This is a genomic window from Methylotuvimicrobium sp. KM2 (genome assembly GCF_038051925.1).
GTDB lineage: Bacteria > Pseudomonadota > Gammaproteobacteria > Methylococcales > Methylomonadaceae > Methylotuvimicrobium.
In genome coordinates, this window is record NZ_CP150634.1 from 745,537 (window position 1) to 759,023 (window position 13,487).

At 48.8% G+C, this 13,487-nt stretch carries 16 protein-coding genes; 9 read left to right on the plus strand and 7 right to left on the minus strand.

What is annotated here, in order from left to right:
- Window positions 1–4 precede the first annotated feature (4 nt).
- The 6 genes from hisG to WJM45_RS03300 are packed head-to-tail and all read right to left on the minus strand — an operon-like array spanning window position 5 to window position 4,447.
- The gene (gene hisG, locus WJM45_RS03275; protein WP_014147138.1) at window positions 5–631 is read right to left on the minus strand and encodes an ATP phosphoribosyltransferase; all 627 of its coding nucleotides are present in this window, start codon (window positions 629–631) and stop codon (window positions 5–7) included.
- Between the two features lie 9 nt (window positions 632–640).
- A complete protein-coding gene (gene murA, locus WJM45_RS03280; protein ID WP_341327561.1) occupies window positions 641–1,906 on the minus strand; it encodes a UDP-N-acetylglucosamine 1-carboxyvinyltransferase in 1,266 nt (421 codons plus the stop codon).
- 33 nt (window positions 1,907–1,939) lie between these two features.
- On the minus strand, window positions 1,940–2,254 hold the full coding sequence (locus WJM45_RS03285; protein WP_341327562.1) for an STAS domain-containing protein: 315 nt from the start codon (window positions 2,252–2,254) through the stop codon (window positions 1,940–1,942).
- A gap of 4 nt (window positions 2,255–2,258) precedes the next feature.
- Window positions 2,259–2,720: an outer membrane lipid asymmetry maintenance protein MlaD gene (gene mlaD / locus WJM45_RS03290; RefSeq protein WP_341327563.1), complete on the minus strand. Its 462-nt coding sequence runs from the start codon at window positions 2,718–2,720 to the stop codon at window positions 2,259–2,261.
- A 1-nt stretch (window position 2,721) separates the two neighbouring features.
- Window positions 2,722–3,504 (minus strand): lipid asymmetry maintenance ABC transporter permease subunit MlaE, encoded by a 783-nt coding sequence (gene mlaE / locus WJM45_RS03295; protein ID WP_341327564.1) that lies wholly within the window; start codon window positions 3,502–3,504, stop codon window positions 2,722–2,724.
- A 1-nt stretch (window position 3,505) separates the two neighbouring features.
- On the minus strand, window positions 3,506–4,447 hold the full coding sequence (locus WJM45_RS03300) for an ATP-binding cassette domain-containing protein (RefSeq protein ID WP_341327565.1): 942 nt from the start codon (window positions 4,445–4,447) through the stop codon (window positions 3,506–3,508).
- A 775-nt stretch (window positions 4,448–5,222) separates the two neighbouring features.
- Between WJM45_RS03300 and WJM45_RS03305 the strand changes: the two genes are divergently transcribed.
- From WJM45_RS03305 to rapZ, 9 genes are all read left to right on the plus strand, one after another.
- The gene (locus WJM45_RS03305; RefSeq protein ID WP_341327566.1) at window positions 5,223–6,188 is read left to right on the plus strand and encodes a calcium/sodium antiporter; all 966 of its coding nucleotides are present in this window, start codon (window positions 5,223–5,225) and stop codon (window positions 6,186–6,188) included.
- Window positions 6,189–6,198: 10 nt separating this feature from the next.
- Window positions 6,199–7,176 carry a KpsF/GutQ family sugar-phosphate isomerase gene (locus WJM45_RS03310; RefSeq protein WP_341327567.1) on the plus strand — a complete coding sequence of 326 codons (978 nt, stop codon included), beginning with the start codon at window positions 6,199–6,201 and terminating at the stop codon, window positions 7,174–7,176.
- Window positions 7,177–7,192: 16 nt separating this feature from the next.
- Entirely contained in the window at window positions 7,193–7,717 is a 525-nt protein-coding gene (gene kdsC / locus WJM45_RS03315) for a 3-deoxy-manno-octulosonate-8-phosphatase KdsC (RefSeq protein ID WP_341327568.1), read from the plus strand.
- A gap of 3 nt (window positions 7,718–7,720) precedes the next feature.
- Window positions 7,721–8,290 carry an LPS export ABC transporter periplasmic protein LptC gene (gene lptC, locus WJM45_RS03320; RefSeq protein WP_341327569.1) on the plus strand — a complete coding sequence of 190 codons (570 nt, stop codon included), beginning with the start codon at window positions 7,721–7,723 and terminating at the stop codon, window positions 8,288–8,290.
- Window positions 8,277–8,789 (plus strand): lipopolysaccharide transport periplasmic protein LptA, encoded by a 513-nt coding sequence (lptA, locus tag WJM45_RS03325; protein ID WP_341327570.1) that lies wholly within the window; start codon window positions 8,277–8,279, stop codon window positions 8,787–8,789. The genes lptC and lptA overlap by 14 nt, the downstream gene beginning before the upstream one ends.
- Before the next feature lie 7 nt (window positions 8,790–8,796).
- A complete protein-coding gene (gene lptB / locus WJM45_RS03330) occupies window positions 8,797–9,522 on the plus strand; it encodes an LPS export ABC transporter ATP-binding protein (RefSeq protein ID WP_341327571.1) in 726 nt (241 codons plus the stop codon).
- A 185-nt stretch (window positions 9,523–9,707) separates the two neighbouring features.
- The gene (locus WJM45_RS03335; protein ID WP_341327572.1) at window positions 9,708–11,153 is read left to right on the plus strand and encodes an RNA polymerase factor sigma-54; all 1,446 of its coding nucleotides are present in this window, start codon (window positions 9,708–9,710) and stop codon (window positions 11,151–11,153) included.
- Window positions 11,154–11,193: 40 nt separating this feature from the next.
- Window positions 11,194–11,484 (plus strand): ribosome-associated translation inhibitor RaiA, encoded by a 291-nt coding sequence (gene raiA / locus WJM45_RS03340; RefSeq protein ID WP_017840886.1) that lies wholly within the window; start codon window positions 11,194–11,196, stop codon window positions 11,482–11,484.
- 94 nt (window positions 11,485–11,578) lie between these two features.
- On the plus strand, window positions 11,579–12,436 hold the full coding sequence (gene rapZ / locus WJM45_RS03345) for an RNase adapter RapZ (protein ID WP_341327573.1): 858 nt from the start codon (window positions 11,579–11,581) through the stop codon (window positions 12,434–12,436).
- 828 nt (window positions 12,437–13,264) lie between these two features.
- Here the strand turns inward: rapZ and WJM45_RS03350 are convergent.
- The gene (locus WJM45_RS03350) at window positions 13,265–13,468 is read right to left on the minus strand and encodes a winged helix-turn-helix domain-containing protein (RefSeq protein ID WP_014147153.1); all 204 of its coding nucleotides are present in this window, start codon (window positions 13,466–13,468) and stop codon (window positions 13,265–13,267) included.
- Between the last annotated feature and the right edge of the window lie 19 nt (window positions 13,469–13,487).

The following is a 13,487-nucleotide window of genomic DNA, read 5'->3' on the forward strand; positions in this document are numbered from 1 at the left end:
GGAGTTACCTCTTGGCCAGGGTTTTTTCGAATTGATCGAGCAGGGATTGGATGGCTTGGTGTTTCATCTTCATTGCGGCTTTATTGACGACCAGTCTCGAGCTGATGTTCATGATCAAGTCGCGCGGCTCGAGTCCGTTGGCTTTTAGGGTGTTGCCGGTATCGACCAGGTCGACGATGCAGTCGGCGAGACCGACCAATGGCGCAAGCTCCATCGATCCGTAAAGTTTGATGATGTCGGCTTGTATGCCCAATTCCGCGAAATATTTCTTGGCGGTTTTGACATACTTAGTCGCAACTCGCACGCGGCGTGAAATATCCGGCGCGTCCTTATGTGCCGCAGTCATCAGCCGGCAGGTTGCAATATTCAAATCCAATGGCTCGTAAAGGCTTTCGGCTCCGTGTTCGAGCAGAACGTCTTTGCCGGCGATCCCCATGTCGGCCGCGCCGTATTCGACGAAAGTCGGTACATCGGTGGCGCGGATGATCACCAATTGCACATCGTCACGGGTGGTTTGCAAAATCAATTTACGGCTGGTTTTCGGATCGTCGACCGGACGGATGCCGGCCTCTTCCAGTAAAGGCAGTGCTTCTTCGTAGATTCGGCCTTTCGATACGGCGATAGTTAACATGTTAAAACCTTAGTTTGGAACACGGCGAATAATTGCGCCGAGTTGTGACAGTTTTTCTTCGATGTGGTCGTAGCCACGGTCGATATGATAGATTCGGTCGACCAGCGTTTCGCCTTCGGCGGCCAGTGCGGCCAAGACCAATCCGGCCGAGGCGCGCAGGTCGGTTGCCATGACCGGAGCTCCGGTTAGTTTGTCGACCCCGGAGCATATCGCAGTGTTGGATTCCAGTCTGATATTGGCGCCCATGCGCTGCATTTCCTGGATATGCATGTAACGGTTTTCGAAGATCGTTTCGGTCACGATGCCGACACCTTCGGCAATTGTATTCATTGCGGTGAATTGCGCCTGCATATCGGTTGGAAATGCCGGATAAGGCGCCGTTCGCACCGAGACGGCTTTCGGCCTTTTGCCGTGCATGTCCAATGCAATCCAGTCGGGACCTGTGGTGATTTCGGCACCCGCTTCCGTTAGCTTCGAGAGAACGGCGTCAAGAATATCGGTACGGGTGCTTTTTAGTTTAACTTTGCCGCGGGTAATGGCGGCGGCGATCAGATAAGTGCCGGTTTCGATACGGTCCGGCATGATGGTGTAGTGAAGGTCTTTTTTACCTAGTCTATCGACGCCTTCGATTTCAAGGATATCGGTACCGATGCCTTTGATGCGTGCGCCCAGCGCATTCAAAAAGTGCGCAAGGTCGGAAACTTCAGGTTCTCTCGCCGCATTTTCGATAATCGTCGTTCCCTCGGCTAACGTTGCCGCCATCAATAAGTTTTCAGTGCCGGTCACGGTGACTTGTTCGAGCACCAATCGGCAGCCTTTTAGACGATCGACTTTGGCATGGATAAAGCCGCCTTCGACTTTTATGTCGGCGCCCATTTTGGCAAGACCGTCCAGGTGTATATCGACCGGACGCGTACCAATCGCACACCCGCCGGGAAGCGAGACATGTGCTTCGCCGAATCTTGACAACAGGGGGCCGAGTACCAGAATCGATGCCCGCATCGTTCTAACCAGTTCGTAGGGCGCCTCGAAATTGGTAATCGAACGGCTGTCGATTTCGATATTCATTTTTTCATCGACCATCAATTGAACGCCCATGCGGCCGAGCAATTCCATCGTGGTGGTGATGTCATGCAAATGAGGGATGTTGCCAAGGTTGACCGGTTGGTCCGAAAGCAGTGTGGCGGCCATGATCGGCAGGGCTGCGTTTTTAGCGCCGGAAATGCGCAGTTCTCCGGAGAGTTGAACGCCGCCTTTGATCAGTAATTTATCCATGGACTGTGTGTTCTCATATAACAGGTTAAGCGCCTATTCGGGCAGGGCGGCGGCAAAGTATTCGGTGGTTTCCAGGCCGCTTAATTTTGCCAGTGTCAAAAGTTGTTCGGGGATGTTTCGGAATTTAAGTTCAATCCGGTTGTCGCGGGCGAATTTAATCCACTCGATCAATAATGCCAAGCCGCCGCTGTCAGTGTTCGTTACCTGCGCAAGATCGATGGTTACCGATGGTGCCGACTTTAAAAATGCTAACGATTCGACGGTTTTTTTATCGATGCTGACGAAGGTTAGATCGCCTGCTACAGAAAATATGCCGGGGCTTTGTTGGGTGATATTAATCGCGCTCACCGTTTTATTCTTCCGCTTTTTGGAACAAGAATCGGCCTATCACTTCCTCGAGTACGATTGCGGATTGCGTGATTTCGATTCGGTCGCCGTTTTTTAGATAATCGAAAGAGCCGCCTGGATCGAGGTTGATGTATTGTTCGCCTAAAAGTCCCGCAGTGTAGATCGTAGCCGAGGAATCCTCCGGCAAGGTATCGTATTTCGATTCGATGCTCATTTCCACGACCGATTCGTAAGTCTCTTTATCGATATAAATGTTGCTAACGCGACCGATTCGAACGCCCGCGACCGAGACCGGAGATTTTACTTTAAGGCCGCCTGAATTGCTAAAACGCGCGGTGATGACATAGGTATCAGCGGGCATGAAGGATCGAATATTACTGACTTGCAAAGACAGAAAAAATAGGGCGACGATACCGGCCGCGACGAACAGTCCGACCAATGTATCCTGGGTGCGGGTATGCTGCATGCTAAATGTCTCCAAACATCATGGCGGTTAAAATAAAGTCCAGGCCGAGTATGGCGAATGCGGAATTGACCACGGTGCGGGTTGTCGCGCGGCTAACGCCTTCCGCGGTCGGGACGGCATCGTAACCTTCGAATAATGCGATCCAAGTGGCGGCAAAACCGAAGACTATGCTTTTAATGACGCCGTTGACAATATCGTCATAAAAATCCAGGTTTGCTTGCATTTGCGACCAATAAGAGCCGTCATCGACTCCGAGTAGCCCGACGCCAACCATATGCCCGCCAAGAATGCCGACCATGCTGAATAATGCCGCCAACAGGGGCATCGACAGGAAACCCGCGAAAAAGCGTGGCGAAATGATGCGGTTGACCGGGTCGACCGCCATCATTTCCATGCCGGATAATTGTTCGGTCGCTTTCATCAGGCCGATTTCGGCAGTCAGGGCCGATCCTGCGCGTCCGGCGAACAGCAAAGCGGTAACCACAGGGCCAAGTTCTCTAACCAGTGATGCCGCTACCATGATGCCAAGTGCTTCCTCCGAACCAAAATCCGACAGTATGTTGTAACCCTGAAGCCCTAAGACCATGCCGACGAACAGACCGGATATCGTTATGATCAAGAAGGTCAGTACGCCGACCGAATGAAGTTGGTTAAGCAGTAACCTGGGTCTTAGTGCGACATCCACAATGCCGGTCAACGTGTGGCCGAGAAAGAACGTGGCTCGACCGAGTTTGGCGAAATTGGTGCGGGTCGATGAGCCCAATTGTTGTAAAAAATGCAGCATGTTAATCCTCGCGGTGATAGCGCGAACGTCCGCGTTTACGGGAAGGCATTTTTTTCAATCCCTTAGCGTTCAAGGATTCGTCTGTTTTTTTAGTTTCTTGTTTGACAGCGATTCGAGACGGCGATCGGGCGGAAGTCAGCAGGTCTTCGATGTAATTCGGTGCGGGATAATGGAAATGCACGGGACCGTCCGGATCGCCTTTCATAAACTGCTGAACCCATGCCGATTCCGATGCGTCGATTTCCTTTGGGGTGCCTTGACCTGCGATTTTGCCGTCGGAAATAACGTAAATATAGTCCGCGATTGCCGAGGTTTCCGCGACGTCGTGGGATACGATAATGCTGGTAAGTCCTAATGTGGTATTGAGTGATTTGATCAAATGAACGAGTGCGCCCATCGAAATCGGATCTTGCCCGGTAAACGGTTCGTCGTAGAGGATCATCATCGGGTCTAGCGCGATTGCACGGGCGAGCGCCACGCGTCTGGCCATGCCGCCGGAAAGTTCGTTCGGCATTAGATTTCGGGCGCCGCGCAGACCGACGGCTTGGAGTTTCATAAATACCAAGGTCCGGATCATCGACTCTGTCAAATGCGTGTGTTCGCGAAGCGGAAACGCGACATTGTCATAGACATTGATATCGGTTAATAATGCGCCACTTTGAAACAGCATGCCTATGCGTTTGCGTAAATTAAATAATTCTTTGCGCCGCAATTGATGAACGTCGAGTCCATCGACGACGATAGAGCCTTGTTCCGGGATAAGTTGTCCGCCAATCAATTTGAGCAGCGTGGTTTTGCCCGTGCCGCTAGGGCCCATGATCGCGGTAATTTTGCCGCGCGCGATATCGAGAGAAATATCGTCGAATATTTTTCTGTTGCCGCGCGAAAATGAAAGGTTACGGACGGATATTAAACTGTCGGCCGAGATATCGCTGTTATCCATGCCTGATGATAACCCTGTCGGAAAATCTAAACCGAGTATTTTGGCCGACAAGCGAAGGTTAAGTCAACTAATTGCAGGATTTATTAGTGAGTGGTTAGTGGTAAGCAGTAAACAGTGAATAGTGAATAGTGAATAGGGAATAGGGAATAGGGAATAGGGAATAGGGAATAGGGAATAGGGAATAGGGAATAGGGAATAGGGAATGGAGCGGAAAGTGCGATCTCGGGGTGATTTTTCACACCCCCTATCGTTCCCACGCTCCAGCGTGGGAATGCAGCCCGAGACGCTCTAGCGTCTCGTACCGCTGGAGCTGTACTCAGGCATTCCCACGCAGAGCACTCATCGTTATACATAATTCAAAAATTACTGTTTTTCTGGTTCCCACGGTCCTCCGTGGGAACCCGTACCTTGGCTGTCGAAACCAGATCGGTATGCGTTCCCACACTGGAGCGATGGGAGCGAGGAAAACTCTCCCCCAGCCACTCTTTTTCAAAGAGGGGAGTAAAACTCCAAGAACCTTAACTTAATGGCATTGACGCAGAGCATGAGAACGAGAATGGCTGTGGGATTGAATACTCACTTCTCGGGAGGTTATTCGGTCGAGATGCCTCTGTAAACGATTCTCTGCTGCCGGCTTACCGCTTACTTAATAAACGACGAACCGCCTTATAGATCGGTAAATATTTTAGGTTTTATCCTTACAGAGTTAAGCGTGCTAGGGACAGCGGCGTCTTAATCGTGTCATAATGCGCCAATTTTGCCCTCTTTAAATCTTATGTGGTGCGATTCTATCGTTTTGATTGCAAGCTTGGCGTTAATGGTGTATTCGGCGGATACATTTGTCGATGGCGCGGCAGCGATTGCACAAAATTGGGGCGTTTCGACCTTGTTAATCGGTTTGACTGTGGTTGGTTTCGGGACTTCGATTCCCGAGGTGTTGGTTTCAGGTTTAGCATCATGGCAAGGTAGTTCAGGCCTTGCCGTCGGCAACGCCTTGGGGTCGAATATCGCGAATATCGGGCTAATATTAGGTTGTTGCGCACTAATCATGCCGTTGACTTTTCGGACAAAACTGTTATGCAGGGAGTTGCAGCTCTTATTAATAACAAGTTTATTGTGCTTCGGTCTTGCTTTTGACGGGTTGTCGCGGAGCGACGGCATTATTTTATTGGTCGCACTGGTATGTTTTATTGCTTGGTTGGTTCGAAATGGGCTTGATCAATCAAAAAACGGCGATTTTAACGATACATCGGCAATGCCATTACCGATGTGTTCTATGCGATTAGCCTGGTTTATTACGATTATCGGTTTGTTGGGACTGTTAATCAGTTCGAGACTCCTGGTGTTGGCTTCGGTCAATATTGCGAATGCATTAGGTGTCAGCGATTTGGTTATCGGCTTGACGCTAGTCGCAATGGGAACGAGTTTGCCGGAGCTGGCGGCATCGGCGGCGAGCGTATTAAAGCGGCAGACCGATTTAGCGGTCGGCAATGTGATCGGTTCGAATATGTATAATTTGCTGGCTGTTTATTCGTTGCCGGGATTGATTGCACCAGGACCGGTGGATGAGAGTGTTTTGTCTCGGGATTTTCCGATGATGTTGGCATTGACATTGGCGTTTTTTGTATTCGCATTCGGTTTTTTCAAATCGGGGAGAATCAATCGATGGGAGGGGTTGTTTTTGCTATCAAGCTACGGCGCTTATCAATGGCTGGTATTTAAAAGTACAATCACAGGTTAGAGCGCATAATATGATGATTCATGAACCCGAATTGCGAAAGCTGGCCTTGGCGGTTATTCAGGTCGAGGGCGATGCTGTTACTGCTTTGGCGGAACGGATCGATGACGATTTTATTTTGGCTTGTCGTTTAATGTTTAATTGCAAAGGGCGAGTTGTTGTGACCGGAATGGGTAAATCCGGCCATATTGCCGGTAAAATTGCCGCTACTTTAGCGAGTACCGGGACGCCGGCTTTTTTTGTGCATCCCGGTGAGGCCAGTCATGGCGACCTAGGCATGATAACTGCTCAGGATGTAGTCCTGGCCCTCTCTAACTCGGGAGAAACCGGCGAAGTCATTACCATTTTACCGATCATCAAACGCATCGGCGTGCCTTTGATAGCGATGACCGGCAATCGCGAATCGACATTGGCGAAATTCGCCACGGCGCATATCGATGTTAGCGTTCGTCAAGAGGCCTGTCCTTTAGGGTTGGCGCCGACTTCCAGTACGACCGCGGCGTTGGTGATGGGCGATGCTCTTGCGGTTTCGCTGCTGGAGGCAAGAGGATTTACTCGAGATGATTTTGCATTGTCGCATCCAGGGGGGAGTTTAGGGCGGCGTTTGTTGTTGATGGTCAGCGATATCATGCATATCGGCGATGAAATTCCGATTGTTCCGGAAACGGCTCTGATTACCGAAGCCTTGTTGGAAATGACCGAGAAAAAAATGGGCATGACCGTGATTGTCGATCGCTTCGGCAAGAGCGCCGGCATCTTTACCGATGGCGATTTGAGACGATTCTTGGAAAAAAGTCACGATGTGCACGGAACGCGTATCGGTGAAGCGATGACTCGAAACTTTACCGCGATCGACGCCGATATTCTAGCTGCCGAAGCGATGCAGATCATGCAGCAAAAAAAAATCAATGCCTTGATCGTTAATGATGAATCTCACAAACCGGTCGGTGCATTAAGTATGCATGACTTGATTCATGCCGGAATTGTCTAATATCAGGAGCCGAAAAATGCAAAACATATTGGCCAAAGCCGCCCGGCTGAAATTATTGATTCTCGATGTTGACGGCGTACTGACCGATGGCCGCTTGTTTTTCGATAACCAAGGCATTGAATATAAATGTTTTCATGCCCGGGATGGTCACGGAATAAAATTACTGCGTCAAACCGGTGTCGAAGTGGCGGTGATTTCCGGGCGAAAGTCGAATTCGGTGGCTTTGCGGATGAAAAACCTCGGGATAGCGCATGTTTACCAAGGGTATGAAAATAAAATTACGGCCTTTGAGGAGCTTGTTCAAACATTGGCTATCGATCCGGCCGAAGCGGCACATGTTGGCGACGACTTGCTGGATTTGCCGATCATGTCGCGGGTCGGTTTGGCGATTGCGGTCGAGGACGCGAACTTTGCCGTCAAGCAACGCGCGCACTGGTGTACGACGCTGCCGGGCGGTCAAGGTGCGGTCAGGGAGGTGTGCGATTTGATTATGCAGGCGCAGGGGACTTTTGCTGCCGTTCTTGAAGAGTATTTGTCTTAAGTTATGCCGGAAAGCAATATTCGACTCTACATTTATGGTGTATTGCTGGCGATTGTAAGTTGGTGGTTGTTACAGTTGACGGCAGTTGATGAAGAAGTCATAGCGCTCGAGAAATCTCCTCATACCGTGGATTATTTTAGTACCGGCTATGCTAAATGGGAGATGGATGTTACCGGTCGGCTCAAGAGCAAATTGGTTGCCGATACCTTGACGCACTATAATGACGACGGAACCACGCACCTGCAGAAGCCGGTTATGACAATTATGAATCCGGACGTCCCGCCTTGGGTGATCCAGTCGGAAACCGGAATTGTTTCGAGCGATAAGAAACTTATTCTGATGAATGGAAAAGCTGTTGTGGCTAGAGAGGCTGGGCCCGGTTCCAGGGCGATGAAAATCAATAGTTCGAATTTGCGGGTTCAGCCGGAGATTAATTACGCGGAAACCGATGAATGGGCTGAGTTGCTTAGTCCTCCGAACAGGACGGAAGGTATAGGGATGAAACTCTATTACAGCGCGCCTATCCGGATAGAGTTGTTTTCCAAGGTTAGAGGGAAATATGAGACAAAATAACCATAAAAAAACCTGTTACGGGATCATTTTTTCGATTTTAATCGCTTATAGTTCGTCCGGTTTGGCGTTGAAAAGCGATTCCGACCAACCGATTTATATCGATTCTAACGCGGCAACCTACGACGATAATGCCGGGGTTAGTATTTACACGGGAAATGTTGTTTCGACCCAAGGTAGTCTTAAGGTTTGGTCCGATAAATTAGTTGTATATTTTAAAGACGGCGATGTCGATAAGTTGGTTGCGACCGGAAAACCGGCCCGTTTTCAGCAAACCCCCGATAACGGAGGCGATATCACCGGTAAGGCGTTGACCGGCGAATATTATCCCAAGCAGAATTTATTGATATTGATCAAGGAAGCCGTGGTTTGGCAAGAGGGCAATACCTATGCGAGCGACATCATTCGTTACGACAGTCGAAACGCGATTGTCAAAGCGGGCGATCAGGAATCCGATGCCAAGCGGGTTCGCGTTATATTAAAGCCTAAATCGGAAAAATGATAAAAATATGACAAAGCTGTCGGCTCAAGGATTGATTAAACACTACAATAAACGTAATGTCGTCAACGGTGTTTCGTTGAACGTCAATACCGGGGAAATTGTGGGGTTGCTGGGACCTAACGGTGCCGGTAAAACCACGAGCTTTTATATGCTGGTCGGTTTAATTAAAGCCGATGCCGGCGAAATAACGTTGGACGATCTTTCGATCACGCATTATCCGATGCATGTGCGTGCGCAAATGGGGCTTGGTTATTTGCCTCAGGAGCCTTCGGTATTCCGAAAGTTAAGCGTTGCCGATAATTTGCGTGCGGTGCTGCAGATTCGCGCCGATTTGACCAAAGGGCAGGTCGAATTGATGATCGAGGAGTTGCTGGCGGAGTTTCATGTCGAGCATCTACGTAATCAAATTGCCGTCGGCTTGTCGGGCGGCGAGCGCCGACGCGTCGAAATTGCTAGGGCTTTGGCCAGCGAGCCGAAATTTATCTTACTGGACGAGCCGTTTGCCGGCGTCGATCCGATATCGGTGGAGGATATCAAGCAGATTATTATTCATCTGAAGGATAGAGGGATCGGTGTTGTCATTACCGAACATAATGTCAGGGAAACTCTAGGGATTTGCGACCGTGCTTATATTCTCAACGAAGGTAAGGTTATTGCCGAAGGCGACGCGGAGGCTATAGTCCGTAATCAAGAAGTAAGGAAGGTTTATTTGGGTGAGAACTTCAGTCTTTAGCGCTATACTTCAAGCAAGTGCAAAGTTGATTGCAGATATATTTTGAGAGTCGGTCACGACGATGCTCTCATGGGAGCCCCGGAAACGGAAATATTCCACTTTGTAATTCGAGAATAGTATCCTTGACCTAAAATAGCCGAAAGAAACCTGCTGATGCATGGATTAATAATGTTCAAACTTATACGATGAAACAGTCACTTCAACTCCGTCTCGGTCAGCAGCTTACGATGACCCCCCAGTTGCAGCAAGCGATAAAGCTGCTGCAATTGTCGACGCTCGATTTGCAGCAAGAAATCCAAAACGCGCTGGAATCGAATATGATGTTGGAAGTCGCCGATGAGGAGGCTACAGGCATTGTCGATCGCGAGTCCTTGGACAAAAAGACCGATTATTCCGACCAGGCAACGAGTGAAGGTTCGCAAACCGACATACCCGAGGATTTGCCTATCGATACATCGTGGGAAGATGTTTTTGACAATGCCCAGGCCGCGATTAGCGGGGCGGGCGAATCAGTGGAGTTCGAAAGCCAACGCAGTAAGTCGGAAACATTATTGGATCATTTGTTGTGGCAATTGGACGTGGCGCATTTTTCCGACCGAGATCGCGAGATTGCGGAGACGATCATAGATTCGATCAATGAAGACGGTTACTTAGTCAGTTCCTTGGAAGATATTTTCCAAGGGTTATTGGAGCAAGTGGACGATCTCGAGTTTGATGAGGTTGAGGCAGTGTTGCATCAAGTGCAAAATTTCGATCCTCCCGGTGTTGCCGCCAGGGATTTGAGCGATTGCCTCTTGTTACAATTACAGCAATTATCCGACGATACCCCTTATAAGAAAGAAGCGGTAGATCTGGTAAGTCGCTATCTAGGTTTATTGGCGTCTCAAGATCAGGCTAAATTGATGCGCAAGTTGGGGTTAACCGAGTACCAACTGAATAGAGTTATTGCGTTAATTAGGACACTGGATCCAAAGCCAGGGACGAGAATTGAAAATACCGACTCTGAATATGTGATTCCCGATGTTTATGTGGTCAAGGTAAATGGTCAGTGGCAAGTCGAACTCAATCCCGATATCGCGCCGAAGCTCAGAATCAATCCGTTTTATTCGAGCATGATCAAGCGCGCGGATAGCAGCAAGGATAATTCCTGCATGAAGGATCATCTACAGGAAGCTCGTTGGTTTATCAAGAGTTTGCATAGTCGAAACGAAACTTTGTTACGGGTGGCGCGCTGTATTGTTGGAAAGCAGCAGGATTTTTTGGAGCACGGTTCCATTTCGATGAAACCGATGGTCCTTCGCGATGTCGCAGAAGAGTTGCAATTGCATGAGTCGACGATATCGCGCGTGACCACGCAAAAATACATGCATACGCCGAACGGCATCGTCGAATTTAAATATTTTTTCTCCAGTCATGTATCGACTGCGACGGGCGGCGAGTGTTCTTCTACGGCTATTCGGGCGCTGATTAAGGAGTTGGTCGAGAACGAAAATCAAACAAAACCGCTCAGTGATAGTAAAATAGCCGATCTGTTAAAAGAAAAAGGCATCAATGTCGCAAGAAGAACGATTGCCAAATATCGTGAGGCGATGAATATTGCTTCATCCAGTCAACGTAAGCGTCTTTTATAACGTAGAATTTATACCACACCAACAATAAGGAGTTTATTCCATGCAAATCAGTGTATCCGGCCACCACATCGAAGTAACGGAATCGTTAAAAACGTTTGTCGAGTCGAAGTTTGAAAAACTCGAGCGTCATTTTGATCATGTTACCGATGTGCACGTCGTTTTGACGGTCGAAAAACTGAATCAAAAAGCGGAGGCGACAGTTCAAATCAGCGGTGCCAAATTATTCGCCGAGGATACTCAGGAAGATATGTATGTTGCTATCGATAAATTAGTTGATAAATTAGATCGTCAAATCATTAAGCATAAAGAGAAAACCGGCAGTCATCGCTAGTTGAAAGATTGCCTTCAACGATTTAACGACGAGGGCGCGGGAAGATATTCCGGTGCCTTCGCGACCAACAAAACAGTTCGTTAGAACTTTTATCATGAAATTGCTTATCGTCAGCGGGCTTTCCGGGTCCGGCAAAAGTATTGCTTTAACCACGCTGGAGGATTGCGGGTTTTATTGTATCGATAACTTGCCGGTGACCTTGCTTGAGGACTTTATCAATGATGTCATGTTGGCCGATCGGAAAACCTATGAAAAAACGGCGATCGGCATCGATGCTCGTAATCAAAGCGATAGTCTGTTGAATTTTGCCAGCATCATTAAGTTGATCCGATCAAAGAAGATCGAATGCGAGGTGATGTTCATGCAGGCCGAAGAGGCGGTATTGTTAAAACGGTACAGTGAAACTCGCCGCAGGCACCCTTTGACAGACTATAATTTGCCGCTAAAAGAGGCCTTGGTTATCGAAAAAGAAATTCTCAAGCCGATAGAGCGGCTCGCGGATTTTGTGATCGATACCAGTCGCACGCATTATCATCAGTTGCGCGATCTAATCAGGGATCAGGTCGGCGAGCGCAATGCTCGTCATATTTCCATTCAATTTCAGTCTTTCGGTTTCAAGCATGGGGTTCCGCTCGATGCCGATTTTATTTTCGACGTTAGATGTCTGCCCAATCCTTATTGGGTGCCGGAATTGAGGGGGCTGACCGGTAAGGATCAAGCGATAATCGAATTTCTTGGCCGAGAACCTAATGTGTTGGAATATTTACAAGACATTAGCACTTTTCTCGAGCGTTGGATTCCTCGCTTCGAAGAAGAGGGGCGCAGTTATCTTACTATCGCTATCGGATGTACCGGAGGGCAGCATCGTTCGGTATATTTGGCCGATTTATTGGCCAAACAATACAAATCTCAGTCGCTCAATATCATTATTCGGCATAGGGAACTGCATTGAAAATAACCGACAGGGGAGACTGCCGGTTATTTGTGCAATCTCCGATAATCGACAATTAATTTTTCATCGTTCCTACGCTCTGCGTGGGAATGCATCCCGGGACGCTCTGCGTCCCCAGAGGTCGATAATCCCGACAAGAGCAACGATACATTCTCTACAGTTTCTTAATCCGATTGCCCACAGCAGTCGACGCAGAGCGTCTAAAGCGGCATTCCCACGCAGAGCATCAATGTCATTAAGTTAAGGTCCTTGGAGTTTTACTCCCCTCTTTGAAAAAGAGTGGCTGGGGGAGATTTTTTCTCGTTCCCATCGCTCCAGCGTGGGAACGCATACCGATCTGGTTTCAACAGCCAAGGTATGGATTCCCACGGAGGACCGTGGGAACCAGAAACAGTTTCTTAATCCGATTGCCCACAGCAGTCGACGCAGAGCGTCTAAAGCGGCATTCCCACGCAGAGCATCAATGTCATTAAGTTAAGGTCCTTGGAGTTTTACTCCCCTCTTTGAAAAAGAGTGGCTGGGGGAGATTTTTCCTCGTTCCCATCGCTCCAGCGTGGGAACGCATACCGATCTGGTTTCAACAGCCAAGGTATGGATTCCCACGGAGGACCGTGGGAACCAGAAAATCCAATTGCCCGCGGCGGTCGACGCAGAGCGTCTAAAGCGGCATTCCCACGCAGAGCATGGGAACGAGCGTCTTGTGGGGATACATTAGCACCTAGCCCCTCGGCAATTGCTCCTGTATTGCCCTGCATCCTTGCAGTCGTCTTTTTCAAAGAGTGGGCTGAATATTTACGATGCAGTTGCCGATATTCGGTAATTAAAATTTTATTCAATGAGTGAAATGCTTTCGGTGCGCCCGTTTTTAAGTTCTATGCTGATTTTATCTTCTCTGGCAAGCCAGCCGAGCGCGCGCTGAACATCATTCTTATTCAGCCCGGTTTCGGTCGAGATTTTGCTGACGCTGGTCGCGCCGTTATCATTCAAGAATTGCCAGATTTTTCCAGCGGATTGTCCAATCGTATCAGTCATTTTTTTCACCTCATTTAGT